The following is a 24,387-nucleotide window of genomic DNA, read 5'->3' as shown; positions in this document are numbered from 1 at the left end:
TCAGGCCGACTTCTCGCGACGCTCGGTGCGCTGCGCCTTGCGGGGCACGATGGTGGGCAGCACATTGTCGTTGACCGTATCGGCATCGACGACCACCTTGGCGACGTCATCGCGGCTCGGGATGTCGTACATCACCGGCAGCAGGACCTCTTCCATGATGGCGCGCAGACCACGAGCGCCGGTGCCACGCAGAATCGCTTGGTCCGCAACGGCTTCCAACGCGTCCTGGGTGAATTCCAGGTCCACACCGTCCATTTCGAACAGCCGGATGTACTGCTTGACCAACGCGTTCTTCGGCTCGGAGAGGATCTTGACCAGGGATTCCTTATCCAGGTTGGTCACCGACGCGACCACCGGGAGCCGGCCGATGAACTCCGGGATCAGACCGAATTTGATCAGATCCTCCGGCATCACCTCGGCGAAGTGGTCGGTGGTGTCGATCTCCGCCTTGGACCGGACCTCGGCGCCGAAGCCGATACCGCGGTGCCCGGTGCGATCGGAGATGATCTTCTCGAGCCCCGCGAACGCGCCCGCCACGATGAACAGCACATTCGTGGTGTCGATCTGGATGAACTCCTGATGCGGATGCTTGCGCCCGCCCTGCGGCGGCACGCTCGCCTGGGTGCCTTCCAAGATCTTCAGCAGGGCCTGCTGCACGCCTTCACCGGAGACGTCGCGGGTGATGGACGGGTTCTCGCTCTTGCGGGCGATCTTGTCGACCTCATCGATGTAGATGATGCCGGTCTCAGCCCGCTTGACGTCGTAGTCGGCCGCCTGGATCAGCTTCAGCAGGATGTTTTCCACATCCTCGCCGACGTAGCCCGCCTCGGTGAGCGCCGTGGCGTCCGCGATGGCGAACGGGACGTTCAGCATCTTGGCCAAGGTCTGCGCCAGGTAGGTCTTACCGCAGCCGGTCGGGCCGAGCATCAGGATGTTCGACTTGGTCAGCTCCACCGTCTCGCCACGACTGTCGCGCCCCTTGTCCCCGGCCTGGATGCGCTTGTAGTGGTTGTAGACGGCCACCGCGAGCGTGCGCTTGGCGGTGTCCTGCCCGATGACGTAGTTCTCCAGGAAATCCCGGATCTCGGCGGGTTTGGGCAGCTCATCGAGTTTGACCTCGCTGGACTCGGCCAGCTCCTCCTCGATGATCTCGTTGCATAGATCGATGCACTCGTCGCAGATGTACACCCCTGGTCCCGCAATGAGCTTCTTGACCTGCTTCTGACTCTTTCCACAGAACGAGCACTTCAGCAGATCGCCGCCATCTCCGATGCGCGCCATCTCGTGGGTCCCTACTTCCTTGTCCGCGTGCAACCGTCATTCCAGGTTGCCAGCTATCTGCCGTCCTCGGGCGAGGTCGGGAACACCACTGCCGTTTCCGGCGGATGGCAGAGCTGTCAACCAGGAGCAAAGGTCCCTAGGTTGACCGTACCCGGTGTGCGCGACCGAGGTCGACAACTCGAGCATGTTTCTCGTCAGGGTTGTGCGAGTTCTCACCGGAATGGACCCGTTTCACCCAGAGCGACGGCCGGCAACCGCTCCCGGCCACCCATCGCGTACCGGATGACGGGCGGGATGACCCGTCGGCCGGTCCGCGGTGGCGGATCGGCCGGGCGATCTGCCGGTAGGCATCTCGCCCGGCCGGATTCGACTGACGTACAGCAACTTACGAGCGCTCGCCGGACAAGTCCGACGACAGCGGGACTTGTGAGACTACTTCTTCGCGCTCAGCTTGCGGTAGTCGAAGACCGTATCAATGATGCCGTATTCCCTGGCCTCTTCCGCGGTCAGGATCTTGTCCCGGTCGGTGTCCTTGCGGATGGTGTCGGCGTCCTTGCCGGTGTGCCGGGCCAGCGTGGTCTCCATCAGGCGGCGCATGCGCTCGATCTCGGCGGCCTGGATCTCCAGGTCGGAAACCTGGCCCTGGATGCCACCCTCCAGCGACGGCTGGTGGATCAGCACGCGGGCGTTGGGCAGGCAGGCGCGCTTGCCGGGGGTGCCCGCGGCCAGCAGCACGGCCGCGGCGGAGGCGGCCTGGCCCAGGCAGACCGTCGCCACATCGGCGCGCACGTACTGCATCGTGTCGTAGATGGCCATCAACGAGGTGAACGAGCCACCCGGCGAGTTGATGTACATGGTGATGTCGCGGTCCGGATCCAGCGACTCGAGCACCAGCAGCTGAGCCATGATGTCATTGGCCGAGGCGTCGTCCACCTGCACGCCGAGGAAGATGATGCGCTCCTCGAACAGCTTGTTGTACGGGTTGGACTCCTTGACGCCGAAGCTGGAGTGCTCGATGAACGAGGGCAGGATGTAGCGCGACTGCGGGCTGGACGGTGCGATACCGGACAGACCGGCGCGCGGATCGATCAGAGCCATCTTCTCTCCAAAGTCTGTGGGGGTGAGCGGGATTCGCTGCTTAGCCAGCCTGGCCGTTGGTGTGGGTCTCGTGTGTGATCACGTGATCGATGAACCCGTACTCCAGGGCTTCCTTCGCGGTGAACCAGCGGTCGCGATCCGCGTCGGCGGTGACCTGCTCCACGGACTTGCCGGTGTGCTTCGCCTGCAGCTCGTTGAGCTCACGCTTGGTGTGCGCGAACTGCTCGGCCATGATCGCGATATCCGCGGCCGAACCACCGATGCCCGCGGACGGCTGGTGCATCATGATCCGCGCGTGCGGCAGCGCGTACCGCTTGCCCTTGGCACCCGCGGTGAGCAGGAACTGCCCCATCGAAGCGGCCAGGCCCAGGCCGTAGGTGGCGACATCGCAGCTGACCAGCTGCATGGTGTCGTAGATCGCCATACCCGCGGTGACCGACCCACCCGGCGAATTGATGTACATCATAATGTCTTTGGTCGGATCCTCGGCCGACAGCAGCAGGAGCTGGGCGCACAGCTTGTTCGCGATGTCGTCGTCGACCTGAGTGCCGAGGAAGATGATGCGCTCACGCAGCAGCCGCTCGTACACCGAATCACTGAGGTTGAGACCAGCGGTCGGGGATGTCATGACGACCCCTGCCTGATTAATTGTCACGGGTACCTGCCTTCTCTCGCTCGTTGCTGAATGCCGAGCAGCCATCTCTGGTTCGCTTGTCACAAACATTAACGAAGCAGGGCGGTACCGAACTCCCGGTACCGCCCTTTCTTCGCTTACAGCGCAATCGACTCGGGAAAAACCCGCCGGTAGCGCCGGTTATCCATCGAACTTATTCCGCGCTCGCCGCCGCGGTCTCGGCCGCCTCGCCCTCGGCCTCGGAATCCGCAGGCGCGCCGAACATTTCGGCGGTGTCCACGGTGTTGCCCGCGGAATCGGTCACCTTCACCTTGCCGACGACGCCCGCGAGCGCCTTACCGCGCCGCACGTCGGCGAATACCGCGCCGAGCTGACCCGCCTGCTGCACCTGCTGGATGAACTGCTCCGGGGACAGGCCGTAGCGCTGCGACTGGAACAGGATCCGCTCGGTGAGCTCCTCCTGGCCGACCTGAACCTGGTCGGCCTCGGCGATGGCGTCCAGCAGCAGCTGGGTCTTCACCGACTTCTCGGCGGCCTCCTTGGTGTCCTTGTCGAACTCCTCGCGGCTGGAGCCCTGCGCCTCCAGCGCCTCGGCCAGCTTGGCCTCGTCGTGGTCGAAGCCGTGCACCGCGTCGTGCAGCACGGCGTCGATCTCGGCCTGCACGACCTTCTCCGGCAGCGGCACCTCGACCTGCTCCAGCAGGGCCTCCAGCACCTTGTCCCGGATCTCGCCGACCTGCTGCACCTTCTTGACCCGCTCGACGCGGGTCTTCAGGTCTTCCTTCAGCTCGTCGAGGGTGTCGAATTCCGAAGCCAGCTGGGCGAATTCGTCATCGGCCTCGGGCAGCTCGCGCTCCTTGACGGACTGCACCTTGACGGTGATGACGGCGTCCTTATCAGCGTGCTCGCCCGCGACCAGCTTGGAGGTGAACTCCTTGGACTCACCGGCCGACAGACCGATCAGCGCCTCGTCCAGGCCCTCGATCAGCTGGCCGGAACCGACCTCGTGTGACAGGCCGGTGGTGGAGGCATCGGCCACCTCCTCGCCGTCGACCGTGGCCGAGAGATCGATGGAGACGAAATCGCCGTCCTGCACCGGGCGCTCGACGCCGGTGAGGGTGCCGAAGCGCTGCCGCAGCGACTGCAGCTGCTCCTCGATATCGGAATCCTCGACGGTGAACGCGTCGACGGTGACCTCGATACCGGTGTAGTCCGGCAGCGCGATCTCCGGGCGCACGTCGACCTCGGCGGTGAAGGCCAGCTCCTGGCCGTCCTCGATCTTGGTGATCTCGATCTCGGGCTGGCCGATGACCTTCACCTCGGAGGTGGTGACGGCCTCGCTGTAGCGGCCGGGCAGCACATCGTTGACGACCTGCTCCAGGATCGCGCCGCGGCCGAGGCGGGCCTCGAGCAGCTTGGCCGGGGCCTTGCCCGGACGGAAACCGGGGATACGGACCTGCTTGGCCAGTGCCTTGTACGCGCGGTCGAAGTCCGGCTTGAGCTCCTCGAAGGGCACCTCGACATTGATCCGGACCCGGGTCGGGCTCAGCTGCTCGACGGTGCTCTTCACGGACATGCTCCTTGTTCGTCGTTCGTTACGGTTGGGGCGCAAACCCTCATCATCAGGACTCTTTCCTCGCGTTCCGGCAACTGCCGGGGGATGAGGGATGCGGCGTACGCATCCGCTCCAGGTTAGTCGACCGGCCGCGAGCCCTTGCAGGCGGTCAGCCCTATACCGGCGTCACTTACCGACCGCGACGGCGTCGGTCACGAAGACCAGCGTCTCGTTCGGCTTGATGCCGTGGCCACCGCTGCCGTAGCCGAGCTCCGGCGGGATGATCAGCAGCCTGCGCGCGCCCTGCTGCACGCCGACCAGCCCCTGGTCCCAGCCGGGAATGACCATGCCCGCGCCCAGGGTGAGCTGGAACGGCTTGCCCCGGTCGAAGGAGCTGTCCAGCTTCTTCTTGTCCGACCAGGTGACCAGCGCGTAGTTCATGGTCAGCGGCTGGCCCGGCGCCGCGGCGGGACCGCTGCCCTGGACCAGATCCTTGGTGATCAGCTGCTTCGGCGGATCGCAATTGTCCGGGATGGTGATCTTCGGCGCGGCGCCGAAATCGCCGGTGACGCCGATATCCTCGGCCGTGCAGGCCCGGCCTTTGCTCTGCACCTGCGCGGCGGCGGTCGGCTTCGCCGAGGACGGCGCGTCCGACTTGCTGTCGCTCGAACCGCATGCGGTCAGCGTCAGCGCGGCCACGGCGGCGCCGATCCCGATGAACCTGGCGAGTGTTTGCATGCGGCCGAACCTAGACCACGCGCGTGGTCGCCGCCTCGGCAACCGCCCCGCACCACCTGCCGCGATCAATCCCGTACCGAGCGGTCATTTCCATTCGTCGAGCCGTTCCCGGCATCCGGTGGAATTCCGAAATGCGGGTACAGCAAACGCGAAGAGGGTTATCCGGCAACACATTTCGAAAAGAACCGAATAGGGTGTTCCTTTTCCGACGACTCTAACGAATATCCAGGTAGCAGGGACAACCACACCGTTTCCGAGGAAGCCGAAATGGTTACCGATTCACATGCGCCGCGCCATCCCGAGTTCGTCTCCGTCATCATTCCCGTCTACAACGGGCTGCCGTATCTGGACGAGCAGTTGTCGGCCCTGGCCGCACAGGACTATCGCGGCCCGTACGAGGTGCTCGTCAGCGACAACGGCTCCGAGGACGGTCTGCGCGAACATCTTTCGGGTCATCCGCTGACCGCGCGCCTGCGGCTGCGCTACGTGGACAGTTCGGCGAAGCGGGGCGCACCGTTCGCGCGCAACAACGCCGCGCGGCTGGCCCTCGGCGATTTCCTCGCCTTCGTCGACCAGGACGACCGGGTGCATCCCGGCTGGTTGAGCGCGCTGGCCCGGACCGCGGCCGACTACGACGCGGTGAGCGGTGCGCTGGAGGTGGATACCCTCAACACCCCGGAGATCGCGGCATCCCGCCCGCTGCCCGCACCCGCGGACGGCTTCCCGACCCACTGGCTGCCCTACGCGAACGGCAACAACACCGCGTACTGGCGCACCGCCTTCGAGCAGATCGGCGGCTACGACGAGGACCTGATCATCGCCGGTGACGACGTCGACATCTCCTGGCGGCTACAGCAGGCCGGGCTGCGGTTCGGGCATGCGCCGGACGCACTCGTCGCCTATCGGCTGCGCGCGGATTACCGCGAGGAATGGCGGCAGTCGGTGAACTACGGGTACGGCGCGGTACAGGTCTACGTCAAGCACCGACCGAACGGCTGCCCGCGGCTGCCGCTGCGCGCGACACTGCAATCGGTGGCCATCACGGTATTGCACAATCCGTATATCCGATTGACCCGCAGGCGATTACCACGCGGATTGTGGGTACTGCACGCCGGCGTATTCGTCGGGCGGATGCGAGCAAACCTGCGCTACCACACCTTCTACGGGTAATGCCGCCATAAATACTTCCTTGCGACCGGTCGGTCGCTGGGCGACGATCGCACCATGCTGCTGACCATCACCTGCACACCACCGGAGGGCGCCGCCTGGCCGGCGACCGACCTCGGGTTCTTGCTGCACAAGAATCCGAACCGGGTGCAGGCGTTCGAGCAGTCGTACGGCACCGCGCACGTCGTCTATCCGGAGGCCACCGCGGCGCGCTGCACCGCGGCGCTGCTGCTCGAGGTCGACCCGATCCGCCTGGTGCGCGGAAGAGCCCGCAACACACCGGATTTCAGCCTCGGACAGTACGTCAACGACCGGCCGTACGCGGCGTCGTCGCTGCTGTCGGTGGCGATCGGGTCGGTGTTCCGCACGGCGCTGCACGGGCGCTGCACCCAGCGGCCGGACCTGGTCGGCGAACCGCTGCCGCTGCGGATCGAACTGCCGGCGGTGCCGTGCAAGGGCGGCCCGGAGGTGGCGGCGCGGATGTTCGCCCCGTTGGGCTGGCAGGTGAATTCCACTGCGCTGCCGCTGGATCCGGCATTCCCGGAATGGGGCGCCTCACATCACCTGCGGCTGGAGCTCACCGGCACACTGCGGCTGGCCGAGGCGCTGTCGCACCTCTATGTCCTGCTGCCGGTGCTGGACGGCGCCAAACATTACTGGCTGGCCGCCGACGAGGTGGACAAGCTCATCCGCGCGGGTTCGGGCTGGCTCGGCGAACATCCGGAGCGCGCCTGGATCACTCGGCGGTACCTGGCGCGGCGGCAGTCGCTGGTGCGCACCGCGCTGGCCCGGCTGGCCGAGGTGGACGAGGTCGAGCCGGAGGAACTCGGCGCGGTCGAGGTGGTCGAGGAAAGCGATACGGCGGCAACGGGTTCCGATGCCAACGTCGGCGATGGCGCGTCCACGGCGACCACCTCCGATACCCTCGCCGACCGCACCGGGCCCGAGCATGCCGAGGCGGATCATTCGGCCCATGCCGGAAACGGCGATCGCGCGGTATCTCTCGCGGTGACCCGCCGTGCCGCCGTGCTGCGGGCACTGCACGAGGCGGGCGCGCACCGGGTGCTGGATCTCGGCTGCGGCGAGGGTGCGCTGCTGCGGGATCTGTTGGCCGACAAGACCTTCACCGAGATTGTCGGCGTCGATGTCTCGATGCGTGCGCTCAATATCGCCAAGCGCAGGCTGCGCCTCGACCGGATGCCGGAGCGGATGCGGGCCAGGCTGACGCTGTGGCAGGGCGCGCTCACCTACACCGACGCGCGGCTGCGCGGCTATGACGCGGCGGTGCTGATGGAGGTGATCGAGCACGTCGACCCGCCCCGGCTGCGGGCCCTCGAATATGCCGTATTCGGCGCGGCCGCACCGCGATCGGTGCTGGTGACCACGCCGAACGCGGAGCACAACGCGCGGTTCGAGTCGCTGCCCGCGGGCGAGTTCCGCCACCACGACCACCGATTCGAGTGGAGCAGAACCGAATTCGCGGCCTGGGCCGAGCAGGTGGCGGCGGCGCACGGGTATACCGTCCGGCACGAGCCGATCGGGCCGGTCGATGCCGAACTCGGCCCGCCGACCCAGATGGCGATATTCGCCAAGACCGCTGCCGAGGAGGGGACCGAGAAATGATTGCATTGCCAAGCGTTGGGCGTGAGCTGACTATCCCGGAACTGTCCCTCGTCGTGCTCGTCGGCAGCACCGGTTCCGGCAAATCGACGTTCGCGCGCAAGCACTTCCGCGCGACCTCGGTGGTTTCCTCCGATGCCTGCCGCGGCATCGTCAGCGACGACGAGAACGACCAGACCGCGACACCGGATGCGTTCGCGCTGCTGCACCACATCACGGGGGTGCGGCTGCGGCGCGGGCTGCGCACGGTGGTCGACGCGACCAATGTGCAGCCGAGATCGCGGCAGGAGCTGATCCAGGTGGCCCGAGCGCACGATGTGCTGCCGGTGGCCATCGTGCTCGACGTACCGGATTCGGTCTGTCTGGAACGCAATTCGACCCGGCCGGACCGGAAGGATCTGGACCGGCACGTGGTGCTGCGGCAGCAGCGCGAATTGCGGCGCGGGCTGCGCGGTTTGGAGCGCGAGGGCTTCCGCAAGGTGTACGTGCTGCGCGGTGTCGCCGAGATCGATTCCGCCACCATCACTTACGAGAAGTCGTGGAACGACCGTCGCGAACTCACCGGGCCGTTCGACGTGATCGGCGACGTGCACGGCTGCCGCGCCGAATTGGAAACGCTGCTCGGCGAACTCGGCTACCAGCTGCGGCGCGACGAGTCCGGCCGGGCCGTCGGCGCCGCGCATCCGGACGGGCGCACCGCCGTCTTCCTCGGCGATCTGGTGGACCGCGGCCCGGACACACCGGGTGTGCTGCGGCTGGTGATGGGTATGGTGGCGGCCGGAACGGCGTTGTGCGTCACCGGGAATCACGAACACAAGCTGGTGCGGGCGCTCGACGGCCGACAGGTGAAGGTCGCGCACGGCTTGGCCGAATCGCTGGCGCAGTTGGAAGCCGAGGACGAGGACTTCCGCAAGGCGGCGCACGAGTTCTGCCGCGGGCTGGTGAGCCACTATGTGCTGGACGGCGGCAAGTTGGTCGTCGCGCACGCCGGGCTGAAAGAGGAGTATCACGGCCGGGCGTCCGGCCGGGTGCGCTCGTTCGCGATGTACGGCGAATCCACCGGGGAGACCGATGAATTCGGCCTGCCGGTGCGCTATCCGTGGGCCGACGACTATCGCGGCCGGGCGACGGTGCTCTACGGCCACACACCGGTCACCGAACTGCAGTGGGTGAACAACACGATGTGCCTGGACACCGGCGCGGTGTTCGGCGGGCGGCTCTCCGCGCTGCGCTATCCGGAGCGGGAGCCGGTTTCGGTTGCGGCGGAAGAGGTCTGGTACGAACCGGTGCGCCCGCTGCGGGCGACAACCGTATTCGATGCGGCGTCCGCGGTTACTGCCGCTACCGCAGGGGGTGTGGTCCATCGCGAGCGCGGCGTGCTCGACCTCGACGATGTGATCGGACGGCGGGTGGTGCAGACCCGGCACCACGGCCGCATCGGCGTGCAAGAGGAGAACGCGAGCGCGGCGCTGGAGGTGATGAGCCGCTTCGCGATCGACCCGCGCTGGCTGGTGTATCTGCCGCCGACCATGGCCCCGTGCGCCACCTCGCCGCGCGATGGTCTGCTCGAACATCCCGCGGAGGCGTTCGGCTACTACCGGGCCGAGGGCGTCGCGCGGGTGGTGTGCGAGGAGAAGCATATGGGCTCGCGCGCGGTCGTGGTGGTGGCGCGTTCGGCGCGGGCGGCGCGGACCCGGTTCGGGGTGACCGACGGCGCGACCGGTGTGGTCTACACCCGAACGGGCCGCCCGTTTTTCGACGATGCCGCGCAGACCGAGGCGCTGCTGGCCCGGGTGCGCGCCGCCGCCGAATCCGCGGGCCTGTTCGACGAGCTGGCCACCGAATGGTTGCTGCTGGACGCCGAACTCATGCCGTGGTCGGCGAAGGCGGTTGGGCTGCTTCGCGATCAGTACGCGGCGGTGGGCGCGGCCGCCCGCGCGTCGCTCGGCGGCGCGAGCGCGGTGCTCGCCGGGGCCGCGGCGCGCGGGCTCGACGTCGCCGAATTGGCGGCGCGCACTGCGGCGCGTGAGGCGGACGCGCACGCGTTCACCAGCGCGTACGGGCGTTACTGCTGGCCGGTGGACGGATTGTCCGGGCTGCGCGTCGCGCCGTTCCAGATCTTGGCCGCCGAGGGCGTGAATTACGCGGTGCGCGACCACGATTGGCATCTGACGCTGATCGACCGGCTGGTCGCGGCCGATCCGGAACTGTGCGCGCCGACCAGGCGGGTGCTGGTGGATCTGGCCGATCCGGACAGCGAGGCCGCCGCCACCGCATGGTGGACCGAACTGACCGCGGCGGGCGGCGAGGGCATGGTGGTCAAGCCGATGGGCGGCGCCGGTTCGGCACTGTCGACGGCCGAGGGACGCCTCGTCCAGCCCGGCGTCAAATGCCGTGGGCCGGAGTATCTCCGGATCATCTACGGCCCGGAGTACCTGCGCGAGGACAATTTGCGCCGCCTGCGCACCCGCGGCCTCGGCCGCAAGCGCTCGATGGCGTTGCGCGAGTACGCACTCGGGCTGGAGGCGCTCGACCGGTTCGTCGCGGGTGAACCGCTGTGGCGGGTGCACGAGGCGGTTTTCGCGGTGCTTGCCCTGGAGTCGGAACCGGTCGACCCCAGGTTGTGACGATCGGCACAACCGATTCGTCCGCCGGTGGCGCACGCTCACGTTATCGCACCGTGATACCCGAGCCCGGATAATTCAGGGTTTGACGGCACTTCCCAGTACTGGTAATTGTTCATGCTTGTACGGAGTCATCCGCTGAATTGAGGTGATGTCCGTTTGTCTTGTTCAAGTTCCATTCCGAACCGAGGGGAGAGCGCCGTTGTCCGCGCGCGGCGTTCTGCCGATCCGAGTGATCCGGCAGAATAGTTCCGCGAGCATTCGATTCGCTTTCGAAAATCATCTCCGATAACACAGGCACGGGACGGCTGCCGCCAGCGCAGCCGAAGTGCCTGGTCGGACGCGTATAGCGGCGAAACCCCACCACATCGGCATCGGATCAACCTCACTAGATCCGAACCTGGTTCGCCGAGTCTTACTCATGAGTCTTTCAGATGAGTCTTCCATTCGAATGGTTCATCTGAAATTTTCATTAACTTATTTAAGTTCCGCCAAAAGGGAGAATCGGCGATGACGCATGCCCGAAAGCAGCCAGAATTCGTATCGGTAGTGATCGCCGTTTTCAACGGCCTCCCGCTGCTGGATGAGCAGCTGACCGCGCTCGCCGCACAGGATTACCCGGACCCGTTCGAGGTGGTCATCAGCGACAACGGTTCCACCGACGGCCTGCGCGCACATATCGACGAGCATCCGCTCGGCCGGCGCCTCGCGTTGCGCTACGTGGACAGCTCCGCCAAACCGGGCATCTCCTACGCGCGCAACAACGGTGCCGCCGTCGCGAAGGGCGACTTCCTCGCCTTCGCCGACCACGACGACCGGGTGTACCCCGGCTGGCTCAGCGCACTGGTGCGCGCCGCCGCCGATCACGACTGTGTCAGCGGCGCCAACGAGGTGACCTCGCTCAACGATCCCGAGGTGGCGAGCTGGCGCCCGGTACCGCCGCCGGAGGCGCGCTGGGACACGCACTACCTGCCCTTCGCGCAGGGCAATAACGTCGGGTTCTGGCGCAGCGCCTTCGAACAGATCGGCGGCTACGACGAAAACCTCACGCACACCGGCGAAGACGTCGATATCGCGTGGCGGATCCAGCAGGCGGGCATGACCCTCGGCCACGCGCCGGACGCCCTGATCGCCTATCGGCTGCGCACCACATATCGCGAGGTCTGGCGCCAGTCCGTCAACTACGGGCGCGGCGCGGCCGAGGTGTACGTCAAGCACCGGCCGCTCGGCGCGCCCCGGCTGCCGTGGCATGCGACGCTCACCTCGCTCGCCATCACGGTGCTGCACAACCCGTTCATTCCGCTGGTGCGCAACCGGTTACCGCGTGGGCTGTGGACGCTGCACGCCGGAGTCTTCTACGGCCGGCTGCGCACCAGCCTGCGCCACGGCGTCTTCTACGGCTGATCGCCGTACCTCTGATCGGCGCGTGCGGCCATTGCCGTCGCGGATCGGAACCCGTTACAGTCGGATCGGTTGCAAGCCGCTTGCAATTGCGTGCGGTGGGTTGCCCGGCGTTCTGACAAGGGAGTCCGACCATGCCTGTTGATTCGGATGGTGCCGAGCGATCGATGGTCGTCGACGATCGCTTCACCGCCGTCGCCGCCAAATTCTTCTCGATCTTCCGGCGGCGGACCAAAGGCGGTGGCGCACTTGCCATTTACCTGCACGGCGTACCGGTCCTCGATATCTGGGCGGGCTGGGCCGACCCGCGGCGGCGCTGGCGGGCCGACACCATGGCGCTGTCCTACTCCACCGGCAAGGGCGTCGCGGCGACCGTCGCGCACCGCCTGATCGAATGCGGAGTGCTCGAGCTGGCCGCGCCGGTCGCCGCCTATTGGCCGGAGTTCGCCGCGAACGGCAAGGGCGACATCACGATTCGTCAGGTACTCGACCACCGGGCCGGATTGCAGCGCATCCGCGATCTGGTGCCGCCGGAGCTGGCACTCGACCACGACGCGGTGGCCGCGGCACTGGCCGCCGCCGCGCCGGATCCGTTGCGGCTGCGCGCATCCGGCTATCACGGCCTGACCTTCGGCACCCTGATCGCCGAGATCGCCGGGCGGGCCACCGGGCTCGACTTCCCCGACCTGGTCCGCGGCGAGCTCGCGGAACCGTTGGGCGAGAAGGATTTCTGGTTCGGGGTGCCGCGCGGCCACCGGCACCGGCTGGCGCGGCTCGCACCGCGGCTGCGGGTGGCGGGCATTCCGTTCGATACGCTCACCGCGCCCGCGGCCCGCGTCGGCGGACTGCGCTCCGCGCGCAGCGCCGTGTACGACGGATGGGCCGATATGACGCTGGGCCCCAGACCGTACGACGCCATGATGCCCGCATGGAACGGCGTCTTCACCGCCCGCGCACTGGCCGCCATGTACGGCGCGATCGCCAACGACGGTATGACCGGCCGCGGCCGCCTGCTACGGCCGGAGACCGCCCGGCTGATCGCGCAAATGCCGCCGAACAGCCGCTTCGACTATGTGCTCGGTGCGCCACCGCATTTCGCGCTCGGCTACCACCGCGCCATCGTCGGCACCCGGCTCACCCGACAGGCGTTCGGCCACTTCGGCATCGGCGGATCCGGCGCCATCGCCAATCCGAGTCTCGGTCTTTCGGTCGCCTTCGTCACCAATCATCTCGGCAATGTCGTGATGTCGCTCGGCGATGCGCGGCTGCCGACGCTCGCGGCACTCGCCGAACGTGCGGTTCGCGCGGCCAACGGCGAGGAGCCGGGTGCCGCGGATACCGAGCGGCAGTTGACCGCCTGATGGGTCGCGCGGTGCCGGGTCCGACCGCCGGCGGTGTTCAGCGCATATATTGGCGCAGGACATCCGGTCCGTTTCGGCCACGGCGGACCGGTACGGCCGAAATTCGTCAGGCAGAAGGAGATTCGGTGCGCAGCACGCTGATCGTCACATCCGTACTCGGCGCAATGGCATTGGCGGCCGCCCCGGTGGCGGGCGCGGATCCGGCCCAGGGCACGCTGAAAGTGCAGGCCACCACGGGCTCCGACCAGATCCCGGTCAGCGGTTTGAGCGTCGGGGTCACCACCTGCGCCGCGGGCTCGGTGCTCGCGACCCTCACCACCGGTGCGGACGGAACCGCGGCGCACGATTTCGCGCCGAACTGCTATCAGGCGGAGGTCACCTCGGTGCCGTCCGGTTGCACGCTCGCCAGCATGGCCTATGTCCAGGTCGACGTCCGCGCGGGTGCGCCCGCGGTCGCACCGTTCCAATTGCATTGCGCCTGAGCCGGTTACCGCCTCGGCTCGGGTCATCCGCATAAGTCAGCGATCGCGCACCGTCACGCCCGCGAGCGCGAGTTGGTGATAGGCGTCCGCGAAGGTGCTTTCCTCCGTCGGCCGCAGCGCCGCACCCGCGATATCGCGATCGACCTCGGCTGATTCCGCGGCTCGGACCAGATCCGCGACCGCAGTCGCGGGCACCGACTCGTCCATTACCCGGCACACGACATCGACAACCGTTTCTACGGTCCACAATCCGGGAATCGCGTCGCCGATCCGATCCGGATCGGGCGACTCGCCCCGATACCAGCCGTCGCCGTCCCACCAGTAGCAGAACGACAGCAGCCCGCCGCCGACGCGTGGGTTCAGCACCGGCACGGCGAGCCAATCCGGCGCGCCGGCAAAGTAATCCGGCAGCGGCGCCCCCGCGTTGTACGCGGCGTCCAGCGACGGGTCATCCCAGATCCCGCCCGAAAGCACCGCCCGGCGCCCCGGCAGCAGTTGCAGCGTCGATCCGCTACCGCCGACGCTCTCGAACCGACCGGCGGACGGGAAAATCCTTGGTCCCCAATCGGATCCGGTCGCCACCGCCGCGGCCGCCACCACCGCCCATCGCGCCCACACCAGGTCGAGCGATGGAAATCGCAGGAGGTCCGGGGTGATACCGGCCGCCCGATCGGCCCGAACCCGATCCTGGGTCCGCTCCGGGGTACGCAGCTGTCTGTCGTTGTGCCGCATATAAGCGGCCAGCCATACCGGCAGCCCATCGCGCGGGTAAACCGTCAGATCGGCCTCATATGCTTCGGGCGGCAGCAGGTGGTCGGCCGGAAACGGCCGATCACCGTAGTCGAACTCGTAGTCGAGCTCGCCGGAGTCGCTGAGCCACAGCACAATTCGCCACCACGGTCGCCCCGCGACCACACTTGTCAGTGCGCGCAGCTCGTGAACGTACTCGAGCGTTTCGGGCGTGGCATCGACTCGGGAGAGGTGGCCGTCCCCGTCGAAGAATCCCGCTTCCGCGATGGAGACCGTTGCGGCGACCGAGAATACGGCCTCCAGCCTGCGCCACCCGGTGGGCGCTTCCAGTAGGAAGGATTCCATCAACCTACGTGCGAGAACAGAGGTGGCACCGGCGATATCGACATGATCGTCGGGCTCTTCCGCATTCGGTGCCTGTTCCGGATGGACCGCATCGGACTCGGTACTGGTCGGATAGTCCCGCGCGACAGACTGTTCCGGCTCGTCACCAAGTGGGCCGCCATCGGAAAGCGTGAACGCGATATCCGGAAGAGTCTCGGTGACAACGGGATCCGCTTCCCCCGTGTCGGATGCCGAACCAGCCCTGCCCGATGCGGCGTCGGCGATATCGTTCAGCACAGGCGCCGTACTCCCTTCGGTTCTTCGTCATGGACCGCGACCATCAGTCGAGATCCGCCACCATCGAACGGCCTTGCGCCGAGCCGACATCCGAGCGCTCGGTCGCTGCCATACGCTCATCCGCATTCGGCGGGCTGATCGGCGCCCGCGACTCACCCGGCACATGCTCCGGCAGATCCAGCGCCCCTTCGAGCAGATCCGACAACTTCGGCCAGTGCGCGCGACGCTCACGCAAGGGTCGCACCAGTTCGACACCCATTCGAGCGGCGTCGGTCGCGGCGGCGCGCACCGCCTCGGTGATCGCCGCGGCGATCTCGTCATAGGTGAGATCGTCGATATCGTCCGCGAATTCGAGTTTCGTCAGAATCCCGTCGGCATCCACCGTCGCCGTCACCCGCCGCTGCTGCACCGAAGCGGTCGCGGTGAGTTCGCCGCGCCGCCTGCTCACCTCGGCGATATCGCGCATCTGCTGTTGGAGACCGTCCAACACCGTCGCCAGTTCATGTTTCAGGAATTCGTTGCTCAACTCGCGGTCTCCGTGTCGGATCGGTGGCTGGCGGCAATCGACATCTCCGGTCCCACCAGCGCCAGCTTCGCGGGCTGGGCCAGTAGGTCCACGTACTTGTCGGGATTGATCCAGAAGTCGTCGGGCAGCGGCGCTTGTCCGTTGAAGAGGTTCGGTATCACGTTGTGCAGCAACAGCTTTTTGGCCCGCACTCGACCGCTGGTGGAGGTGCCGCCGATGAGTTCCCGTTCGTATCGCATGTCTTTGACGAACGCCTCGAGTTCGGCCCGCGCCTTGGCCTCCGTTATGCCGGACGCGGCCAGCTGGCGGTCGAACTCGTTCGTGAGATCGGTGACTCGTTGGCGGAGGGTTCGGATGTCGTTTTCGATGGTGGTTCGGGTCTGGTTGAGGTGTTCGATCTGGTCCCGCAGTCGCGTCACGGTGCGCTGATGGTCCTGCTGAGCGGTCTGGGCGGTCTCCAATCGACCCTGCACGCGCGCCACGGTCTGCGCATGTTCCTGCTGCGTCCGCTGGGCCGACTCCAACTCACCCTGCAACCGCGACACAGTCCGCACATGCTCCTGCTGCGCTGTCTGCGCCGACTCCAACTCACCCTCCAACCGCGACACAGTCCGCACATGCTCCTGCTGCGCTGTCTGCGCCGACTCCAACTCACCCTGCAACCGCGACACGGTCTGTGCATGATCCCCCTGCGTCGTCCGGGCCGACTCCAACTCACCCTCCAACCGCGACACCTCGTTTTGCAGTTCTGTCTGTCGCGCGTTCTTTTCTTCGAGCGTTCTCCGTCGGTCCTTCAGTTGGTCTTGACTCGCTTTCTGACCGTCGGTCGGATCGCCCTGATGCTTGGACATCTCTTCCTGATGGGTCTGCTCGTCGGTTAGCAATTTCTCCCACTCGCGCCTCAGGGTTTGCTGATGCTGCTGCTGATTGGTCCGGGCCGACTCCAGTTCCCCCTCCAGCCGCGACACAGTCCGGTCATGATCTCCCTGCGTCGTCCGGGCCGACTCCAACTCACCCTGCAACCGCGACACAGTCCGCACATGATCCCCCTGCGTCGTCCGGGCCGACTCCAACTCACCCTCCAGCCGCGACACGGTCTGTGCATGATCCCCCTGCGTCGTCCGGGCCGACTCCAATTCACCCTGCAACCGCGACACAGTCCGCACATGATCCCCCTGCGTCCGCTGAGCCGACTCCAACTCACTCCCTAATCGCGACACCTCCGCCTCGTGCTTTTCTCGCGCGTCGCGCTCGGCCGACGTCAACTCGGCCTGGGCATCCTCGATTTCCTTCCTGGCTTTGTCCTGGGCGGCCACCGTCTTTTTCAGTCCCGCGTGTTCGTCGGCAAGTTTGATATCGTGAAGTTTGAGCTCGGCCTTTGCTTTATCGAGCGCGCTCTCCTGCCCTCGCAAAGTTTCCTTCAGATCTTTGATCTCATTCTTCAGCGTGGTGCGCTGCTCACCATCCGCCGTCTTCAGCGCCGTCTCTTTGTCTTTGATCGACTTGGCGGTTTCGTCATGCGCGCGCTGCGCCTGTTCTACTGTGGTTTCCTTGGCAAGGCGTTCTTCGGCGAGCCTCTCGACCGACGTACGTTTGGGATCGTAGAGGCCATTCACCTCGTTATGCGCATGGTCGACTTGATTCTGGAGTTTTTCGATTCGGGTCCGCACCTTCGCCTCGGCGGATGTCAGGTCGGCCGACTGATGCTGTTGCTGCGGCAGTTCGTTATCCACGGGCCGAGCGTTTCTATTTCGTGCGCTGGCCTCATCGCTGATCGGATGTAACTGGATATCATCGTTCGAACCGCCGGGGTGTTGCGATCGGATCTGCTCGTTCTGCTGCGGCTGTTGATGCTGAATCTGATCGGTCGGCTGGTATTGCTGGCTCCGCTGATCCTGCTGGCCATGCTCTGTCGACTGCACCTGCTGATGCTGCTGCCCCGTCGAGTTGCTCCGTTGCGGTACGACCTGCTCGGTTCGGCCGGCCTCAACCGTTGAACGTGAATTCTGCGGTGCGGTCGAAGCCGCCGTGCCCGCGCGAGCAGCTCCACCGTTTTGCTTCGCCTGCTCGAGCGCAGTCGTTTTCTCGTTCAAATGCTTCTGCGTGAGTTCGTGCAGCTCCGTGCGCTGCCGCAGAACCGTGGCTTCCGCCGAACCCGGAGCATGCGATACCTGCGGGCCCGCTCGGTCGACGAGCGGGTTGCGCGTATACAGCTCCTTGGTGAACAACTTTTTCAGATGCTCTTGATAGTACGTTTTCCGGACGGTGTCGAGAACGGTGCCGTTGAGTTCCTTCTCATGTTGCTGAATCATTTCCTTGCGCGCGTCGGCGAACGACTTCGGCTGTTGGTCCGACCCGGCAACGGACGGTGCGTGTTCCGTCGAATGCTGACTTTGTGGCGCGGCGTGCTCGCTCTGCGGCTGCGTGTGTTGAATCTGCGATGTGGAGGGCTGGACCTGTTGCGGCGCATGCTCCGGCTGGTGCGATGTCTGCAAGCCGTTATTCTCGGCAAGCGGCCGGTCATAGGCAGCTTTGAATTCTTCATGGGTGCCGGGCAGAGCGCCGCGGGATCCGATATAACCACGCTGGATACCGGTTATCGTCCCGCTGCCTACCGCGCCGACGAAACCCGCCCATCCGTCGCCATACGGTTTATAGGGCGTACCGTTCATCAGCGCGACCACGCCGGAGCCCGCGAGGTTGCTGAAATTATTAGTGAACTGGGCGGAAACAACACCGGTTACCGAGCCGGCCCAACCGCGAGTCGGGTCGAACCCTCCTTTGGTGAAGAGTTTTCCGACGATTTTCTGGGACCATACGCCGGGCAGATGGCCCGCGAACGGACCGGCGATCGAGGCCGCCAACGTCAACCCCATTTCGCGCCCCTCGAATCCGTCGCGATGCCCCCGCCAAATCTGTATCTGCTGGACCAAGCCGTCCTGGACCGCGCCCCAGATCATCATATTCAGGCCCTTTTTGACCGCGAACTCCGCGAATTCGGCCGGGGCACCTCCGATCCGCAGCGCCCATTTGGCTCCGACCTTGCTCTCCAGGGAACGAACCAGGCTGGGTGTGGCCTTGCCGACGACCTTCCCGACGTATTTGCCGGCCGTCTCGCTCAGCTTTGCTGCGAGCGCGAATACGTTACCGTCCACGTATCGAAGGAATTTTCCGATCGTAACGCGGCTCCACTTCAGCGATTCGATGGCTTCGAGCAGCCGCCTGCCGACCCGCTGTACGAATGCGCGTGTCGCACCGATGGCCGCGGCCTCCTGCCCAGGTGCGGTCGGCGGAAAGAGCCAGGCCTCCATTATTTCGATGGCCAGCATCGCGAGCGACACCAGGATCAGAAGTTTGGTTTGCTCAATTCCCGTGCCGGTGTTCCTGATCGATGTATGGACGGCAACGAAATAGTCGGCCAGCTGATCTATCGAGCTGTCGCCGCCGAGCAATGCGCGCAACTGCTCATCCACGGCCTCGCGACCCCGCCCCGCCGGATAGGCGGCTGTCACCTCGCCCCGGAGCTCACTTATATCGGCGGTGTGCGCCCGCATGTCGGTCGCGGCGCGATTCCATGCGTCCGCAAGCGCGAACATCCGGTCCTCGTCGCCATCCGGCCACTGGGAACCCGCCACCCATGCCAGCCATTGGAGTTCCTTAGGCATTTCAATGGACACGACCGCCCACCTCTCCGCACAGCACCGGTGAATCGATTTCCGCTAGAATTTCCCGGCGTTGCTGTTCTCGGTTCGGTCCAGCGATTTCGCCGCGTCCACCATGCCGGTGCCGTTGCTGTGCAGCGTTTTCACGACCTCTTTGCCACCCTGCACCAGACTCGCCCGTTCGGGAACGTAGCTCTTGGCGAATTCCTGTCCGCTGTCGTCCGTACCCCAGGTCTCGTGGCCGTAATGCCCGACTTCGGCTGCCAGCCTTTCGACGACACCGGCGAAACCGGTCTTCACCTCCAGCATTCTTTTACCGGCTTTCGCCAGCGCCGGCACATTGACTTCGAGATTCCCCGACATCGAATTCCTCCAACCATATCGGCACGAACGGCCCGTTCGGGTCACCAATCATCTTCTCGGACAACGGAATAGGCGGTCCCGTTCCGCGTGGCGGCGGGCATCGCACCATCCGTATCCGGTTCCGGCTCACGCAGGCTCGCGGGCAGGTCGCGCGACGTAGGCGTCAGCGTCACCATCGTCCGTTCGCCACCGGCATCGGCCAATTCGAATTCCACCGGCGTCTCGGTGTCACGCTCCAGCAGGCCCCACATGAGTTCACGGCTTTTCCGAGTGACTTCCCGCGCCGCCGTGCGCACCGCCTCCGGCACCGCCGCCGCGATCTCGTCGTAGGTCAGATCCCCGATGTCGTCAGCAAAGCGGGTTTCGATCAACACACCCTCAGCGTTCACCGTCACCGTGATCCGCTTGTCACAAACGCTCGCGGTGGCGGTAAGCAGCGCCCGCCGCCGCTCCAATCCGGCGATATCGTCCCACTGCCGCCGAACGTCCGCATTCGTCAGCGGCGGCGAGCCACCCCCGTCACCCATAGGTCCTCCTTCCACCGCGCCCGCGAGCGACAATCCCTGCCCTATTCGTTCGAACCAAAGTTGTCCCGAAAACGAACAAGAGATGTAGAAGGGAAAACTAACACCCACCCCCCAAAATCCAGGTCACTCACCAATCACCCAAAAATAATCGCCACCTCATCGCCCCATCACAAAAGCCAACCCCATCCCCACACAACCCCCAACTCCCCACCCGCAATAGCCAAACGCACAAACCCCATCACCGCACCCGAACCCGCTCACCGCGCGCGAACTGGATCGAGTACGCCAACTCCACCCACATCATCCCGAACTAGTCGCACAAACCAGATCCAGGAAATAAAGCCGCCCAAAGCCCCCACCACCCGCACCCGCACCCAGCGAACCGCAACCAGCAACGAAGGCCCCCATCGACAGAAACACCCTCGCCGGTATGGAGATAGCTGATCAGCACCCAATCCTGCACCGAGCCGTGGACGCGTGGCCTACTCCTGGAAGAGCGCCGACACCGCCCAACCAAACACAACCAAGAAGCAAAAGAACCCAACCCCCAACAAACAGAACCACCCCAACCAAACGCAACCACCAACCTTGGGGGGTCCGGGGGGCAAAGCCCCGCCGGGCGGGGTGTGGGGGTTGCACCCCCACAAAACACTCGGTTCCTCGAGCCCAGGCGAACGCCCTCCGTGAGCACGCCTCACCTACGAGAGGAACCGTCGGGGTGACAGGATTTGAACCTGCGACCCTCCGCTCCCAAAGCGGATGCGCTACCAAGCTGCGCTACACCCCGTTGCCCTCGCGACGTGTGTTCTGCCGACGAGGAAGAATTTCCAGTGGAGCGGGCGACGGGAATCGAACCCGCACCATCAGCTTGGAAGGCTGAGGTTCTACCATTGAACTACGCCCGCTGGGCATACGACATCTTTGGGATCGCCATGATGCCGTGTGCGTGTGTGACTGTACCCAACGGGGCTCCCGGAACGCCAATCGCCCCGCCCATCGGTGGTGTGGCGGCTGGTTTGCGGCGCAAATGCGGTGTGCGGCAAGGTTGTCCGCCCGGGTATGGCCGGAATCCGCTGGGCGGGAGCGGTTGTGCGCCGGACGCTCCCGGGATTCGCCCGAATCGGACGACACGGCCGACTATGACAAGAATCCGCTATCCGCGTGTCGCGGCCGTGCCGTACCGGCCGGTTCGGGTCGCCACGCGGCGGGTCTACGCATATTTGCCCGGTGGGCGCGCCAACTCGCTTACCACCGGCTATCCGGTTCGCTATCGCGATGTTCGGACGCCTCGGCGGCCACCTGGGCGTCGCCTGTCGGTGACGCTGGGCACGCCGCCGCGGACCGCTTCGGTTCAGCGTGCGTGGCGGCGATTTTTCAGCGAACGGAATTGATGTGTAACGCCTCGCGATCGTCAGCGATCTCATACCCGATCGCCATTCGCTAGGCACCGAGAACACGTTGTGAAACGGCGTTTTTCGATGCCGAGTGGCTTGCTAGGATCCTTTTTGCCGGACGGGGGTATCTGGAAAGGGGGCGGTGAGCGTGCGCCGAGCGAGGTGGACACAACCGCGTAGCAGTGGGAACGATCGGGGTGACGCCGGCACCTGTGTTGGCACAGGGCACCTGGGTACCAACGTCACCCACGCAGGGTGATCTCGATGCCGACCGACATCGAGCCACCGGTAGCGGCGATGTGCCGTGCCTGGGCGCGCGCGGTGTGCGCGGAGCCGGGTTCCGGCGCGTCACCCCAGCAGTTGGAACCGGTACTGATCGAAATCGTCGACCGGCTGCTTGTACTGGCCAGATCCGAACCTTTCCCGGTGCCGGAGGCGCGGGCGCTCGGGGCGCGGTTGGCCGAGCCGCCGTTCGAGCGGATCAGGATGCTCGCCCAGGCCACCCGGTGGCTGCTCGGCTTCCCGTCCGGGGCGCCGGGTTCGCTGGTGGCGACGCGCTGGCCGTTCGTCGCGAGCCAGGCCATCGACAGCTATGCGCAGGCTTTGCAGGAGCGGGCGCTGGCACAGCAGGAGCAGCACATCTCGGCCGCGGTGTCGGTGCGGGTACAGGAGATCGCGGCGTTGCAGCATCGGCTGCGGCACGAGGCCACCCATGACGCGCTCACCGATCTGGCCAACCGCACGCTGCTGCAGGACCGCGTGCGCCTGATGGCGACCGATCCGACCCGCGGCGTCGGGCTGCTGCTCATCGATCTGGACCGGTTCAAGCAGATCAACGATGGTTACGGACATGCCATCGGCGACGAGGTGCTCGTCGAGCTGGCGAACCGGCTGCGCGAGGTGTGCCCGCCCGATACGGTGATCTGCCGGTACGGCGGCGACGAATTCGTGCTCGCGGTGAATCCGCGGCGCAACACCCTCGGCGACCTCGCGCACCGCATCGTTTCCGCGCTGCGCGATCCGGTGTGGTCGACGGCGGGTCCGGTGCCGGTGTCGGCGAGTGTCGGCACGGCATACTGCCCGCCCGGAAGCGCATGCGATTTCACGGATCTGCTGCGCAGGGCGGATCGGGCGATGTATTCGGCGAAGACGGCAGGTGGGCGGCGGTTCGCGCTGGCGGATTCCGACGAGCCGGAGATCCAGTCGGCCGTCGCCGGTTGACGCGGGTCTGTCGCGCGCCCACCCGGCGAGCGCGCGACAGAACGCCCGCTACCCGAGCCGCACCGGAAGTTCGGTGAGAGTCGGGAACCCGAATTCGTGATGCCAGGTGAGCTCGGCGGCGGGCCGCGCCAGCCGCAGATCCGGGAAGCGCCGCAGCAGCGTGGAGAACGCCACCGTGGCCTCCATCCGCGCCAGATTGGCACCGGCACAGAAATGGGCGCCGTGCCCGAACCCCAGATGTCGCCCGGCATCCCGGGTGATGTCGAGCCGATCCGGGTCGGAAAAGCACGCCGGATCGTGATTGGCGGCCGAAAGCGCGATGTGGACGAATTCGCCCGCCGGAATTTCGATATCGCCGAACCGGACGGGTTCGGCGGTGAAGCGGATGGCGGAGAGGTGGATCGGGCCGTCGAATCGGAGAAGTTCCTCGATGACGCCCGGCAGCTTGAATGGATCGTCACGCACGGTCCGCAGTAGGGTCTCGTCGCGCAGCAGCGTGAGCGATCCGGTGGTCAGGAAGTCGGCGGTGGTCCCGTGCCCGGCGAACAGCAGCAGAAACGCCATGGAGACCAGCTCTTTTTCGGTCAGCCGGTCATTGTCCTCCCGCGCGTGCACCAGTGCGGAAAGCAGATCCGGACCGGGCCGTGCCCGCTTCGCCCGCACCAGGTCCCGGATATATCCGCGCTTCTCCTCGATCGCGGCTCTGCGCCGCTCACCGGCGATGGTGAACATTTCCCTGGCCCAGCGCTGGAATTCGCCGAGGTCGGTCCGGGGCACCCCGAGTATTCCGCAGATCATCCGGACCGGCAGCGGCACCGCGAACGCGGCGAGCAGATCCACCTCGTCGCATCCGGCGATCTCGTCGAGCAACGCGTTCGTCGTCGCCTCGATATGCGGCCGCATCGCCGCGACCGCCCGCGGCGTGAAGGCCTTGTTGACGAGTTTGCGCAGCCGGGTGTGCTCGGGCGGGTCGCAGTTGCCCATATGGTTGTCGAGGTTCAGCAGGGACGAGCTCTCGGGCGCCGCCGGGCATTGGCGGCGGAAAATCTCCGCCGTGCCGTCGACATTCTTGCGCAGTCGCGGGTCACGCAGCGCGGCGCGCGCCTCGTCGTGGCCCAGGATCAGCCAGCTCACCACCCCCTCGGGGGCATGGAATCGCACGACCGGCCCGCGCTCGCGCCAGCGCCGGTAATGCGCCTGCGGATCGGCATAGAAGTCGTCGTCGAGCGTTTCGATCGGATTCGTGGTTTCGATATCCACAATAGGTCCTCGCCAATACCTGCGATCGCGATTCGATCGCATACACAGTCCGCTACTCGAACATTAAACTCGGATCATAATTTTTCCGTATGAAATGGATAA

At 65.9% G+C, this 24,387-nt stretch carries 18 protein-coding genes and 2 tRNA genes; 7 read left to right on the top strand and 13 right to left on the bottom strand.

From position 1 onward, the window contains the following. The 5 genes from clpX to LGY53_RS13295 form a co-directional block, all read right to left on the bottom strand. A complete protein-coding gene (gene clpX / locus LGY53_RS13315) occupies positions 1-1,281 on the bottom strand; it encodes an ATP-dependent Clp protease ATP-binding subunit ClpX (RefSeq protein WP_167473196.1) in 1,281 nt (426 codons plus the stop codon). A gap of 432 nt (positions 1,282-1,713) precedes the next feature. Then, a complete protein-coding gene (locus tag LGY53_RS13310; protein WP_225726991.1) occupies positions 1,714-2,379 on the bottom strand; it encodes an ATP-dependent Clp protease proteolytic subunit in 666 nt (221 codons plus the stop codon). A 40-nt stretch (positions 2,380-2,419) separates the two neighbouring features. Continuing rightward, on the bottom strand, positions 2,420-3,007 hold the full coding sequence (locus LGY53_RS13305) for an ATP-dependent Clp protease proteolytic subunit (RefSeq protein WP_225726990.1): 588 nt from the start codon (positions 3,005-3,007) through the stop codon (positions 2,420-2,422). 199 nt (positions 3,008-3,206) lie between these two features. Next, positions 3,207-4,583 (bottom strand): trigger factor, encoded by a 1,377-nt coding sequence (tig, locus tag LGY53_RS13300; protein ID WP_374111172.1) that lies wholly within the window; start codon positions 4,581-4,583, stop codon positions 3,207-3,209. Positions 4,584-4,754: 171 nt separating this feature from the next. Beyond that, on the bottom strand, positions 4,755-5,306 hold the full coding sequence (locus LGY53_RS13295; RefSeq protein WP_225726988.1) for an FKBP-type peptidyl-prolyl cis-trans isomerase: 552 nt from the start codon (positions 5,304-5,306) through the stop codon (positions 4,755-4,757). A gap of 267 nt (positions 5,307-5,573) precedes the next feature. Here LGY53_RS13295 and LGY53_RS13290 point away from each other — a divergent pair, with 267 nt between their 5' ends. The 6 genes from LGY53_RS13290 to LGY53_RS13265 all read left to right on the top strand — a co-directional run bounded on the left by LGY53_RS13290 (position 5,574) and on the right by LGY53_RS13265 (position 13,961). Continuing rightward, positions 5,574-6,476, top strand: a complete 903-nt coding sequence (locus LGY53_RS13290) for a glycosyltransferase family 2 protein (RefSeq protein ID WP_225726987.1) — start codon at positions 5,574-5,576, stop codon at positions 6,474-6,476. 54 nt (positions 6,477-6,530) lie between these two features. Further along, positions 6,531-8,096: a 3' terminal RNA ribose 2'-O-methyltransferase Hen1 gene (locus tag LGY53_RS13285; RefSeq protein ID WP_225726986.1), complete on the top strand. Its 1,566-nt coding sequence runs from the start codon at positions 6,531-6,533 to the stop codon at positions 8,094-8,096. Next, on the top strand, positions 8,093-10,720 hold the full coding sequence (locus LGY53_RS13280; protein WP_225726985.1) for a polynucleotide kinase-phosphatase: 2,628 nt from the start codon (positions 8,093-8,095) through the stop codon (positions 10,718-10,720). Before LGY53_RS13285 ends, LGY53_RS13280 begins: the two co-directional genes overlap by 4 nt. A 507-nt stretch (positions 10,721-11,227) precedes the next feature. Then, positions 11,228-12,121, top strand: a complete 894-nt coding sequence (locus LGY53_RS13275; RefSeq protein ID WP_225726984.1) for a glycosyltransferase family 2 protein — start codon at positions 11,228-11,230, stop codon at positions 12,119-12,121. A 131-nt stretch (positions 12,122-12,252) separates the two neighbouring features. Then, the gene (locus tag LGY53_RS13270) at positions 12,253-13,479 is read left to right on the top strand and encodes a serine hydrolase domain-containing protein (RefSeq protein ID WP_225726983.1); all 1,227 of its coding nucleotides are present in this window, start codon (positions 12,253-12,255) and stop codon (positions 13,477-13,479) included. Positions 13,480-13,604: 125 nt separating this feature from the next. Beyond that, positions 13,605-13,961 (top strand): hypothetical protein, encoded by a 357-nt coding sequence (locus LGY53_RS13265; protein WP_225726982.1) that lies wholly within the window; start codon positions 13,605-13,607, stop codon positions 13,959-13,961. 36 nt (positions 13,962-13,997) lie between these two features. Here the strand turns inward: LGY53_RS13265 and LGY53_RS13260 are convergent, their stop codons facing one another. From LGY53_RS13260 to LGY53_RS13230, 7 genes are all read right to left on the bottom strand, one after another. Further along, positions 13,998-15,332 (bottom strand): hypothetical protein, encoded by a 1,335-nt coding sequence (locus LGY53_RS13260; protein WP_225726981.1) that lies wholly within the window; start codon positions 15,330-15,332, stop codon positions 13,998-14,000. A 43-nt stretch (positions 15,333-15,375) separates the two neighbouring features. After that, entirely contained in the window at positions 15,376-15,858 is a 483-nt protein-coding gene (locus LGY53_RS13255) for a YbaB/EbfC family nucleoid-associated protein (RefSeq protein WP_225726980.1), read from the bottom strand. After that, positions 15,855-19,535: a hypothetical protein gene (locus LGY53_RS13250; RefSeq protein WP_225726979.1), complete on the bottom strand. Its 3,681-nt coding sequence runs from the start codon at positions 19,533-19,535 to the stop codon at positions 15,855-15,857. Before LGY53_RS13250 ends, LGY53_RS13255 begins: the two co-directional genes overlap by 4 nt. Positions 19,536-19,577: 42 nt before the next feature. Further along, complete coding sequence (locus tag LGY53_RS13245) at positions 19,578-19,883, bottom strand: hypothetical protein (RefSeq protein ID WP_225726978.1); 306 nt, start codon at positions 19,881-19,883, stop codon at positions 19,578-19,580. 41 nt (positions 19,884-19,924) lie between these two features. Then, positions 19,925-20,410 (bottom strand): YbaB/EbfC family nucleoid-associated protein, encoded by a 486-nt coding sequence (locus LGY53_RS13240; protein ID WP_225726977.1) that lies wholly within the window; start codon positions 20,408-20,410, stop codon positions 19,925-19,927. 713 nt (positions 20,411-21,123) lie between these two features. Further along, positions 21,124-21,197 (bottom strand) — tRNA-Pro (locus LGY53_RS13235). 44 nt (positions 21,198-21,241) lie between these two features. Continuing rightward, positions 21,242-21,315: transfer RNA gene (locus LGY53_RS13230), tRNA-Gly, on the bottom strand. 753 nt (positions 21,316-22,068) lie between these two features. On the opposite strand from LGY53_RS13230, the gene LGY53_RS13225 reads away from it, so the two are divergent. Then, entirely contained in the window at positions 22,069-23,025 is a 957-nt protein-coding gene (locus LGY53_RS13225; protein ID WP_225726976.1) for a GGDEF domain-containing protein, read from the top strand. Between the two features lie 48 nt (positions 23,026-23,073). Here the strand turns inward: LGY53_RS13225 and LGY53_RS13220 are convergent, their stop codons facing one another. Next, on the bottom strand, positions 23,074-24,285 hold the full coding sequence (locus LGY53_RS13220) for a cytochrome P450 (RefSeq protein WP_225726975.1): 1,212 nt from the start codon (positions 24,283-24,285) through the stop codon (positions 23,074-23,076). Between the last annotated feature and the right edge of the window lie 102 nt (positions 24,286-24,387).

Origin of the sequence: Nocardia sp. JCM 34519.1 (assembly GCF_020361265.1) — a bacterium.
GTDB classification, from domain to species: domain Bacteria; phylum Actinomycetota; class Actinomycetes; order Mycobacteriales; family Mycobacteriaceae; genus Nocardia; species Nocardia arthritidis_A.
The sequence above is the reverse complement of the archived record's forward strand: the minus strand, read 5'-3'. Positions and strand labels throughout refer to the sequence as shown.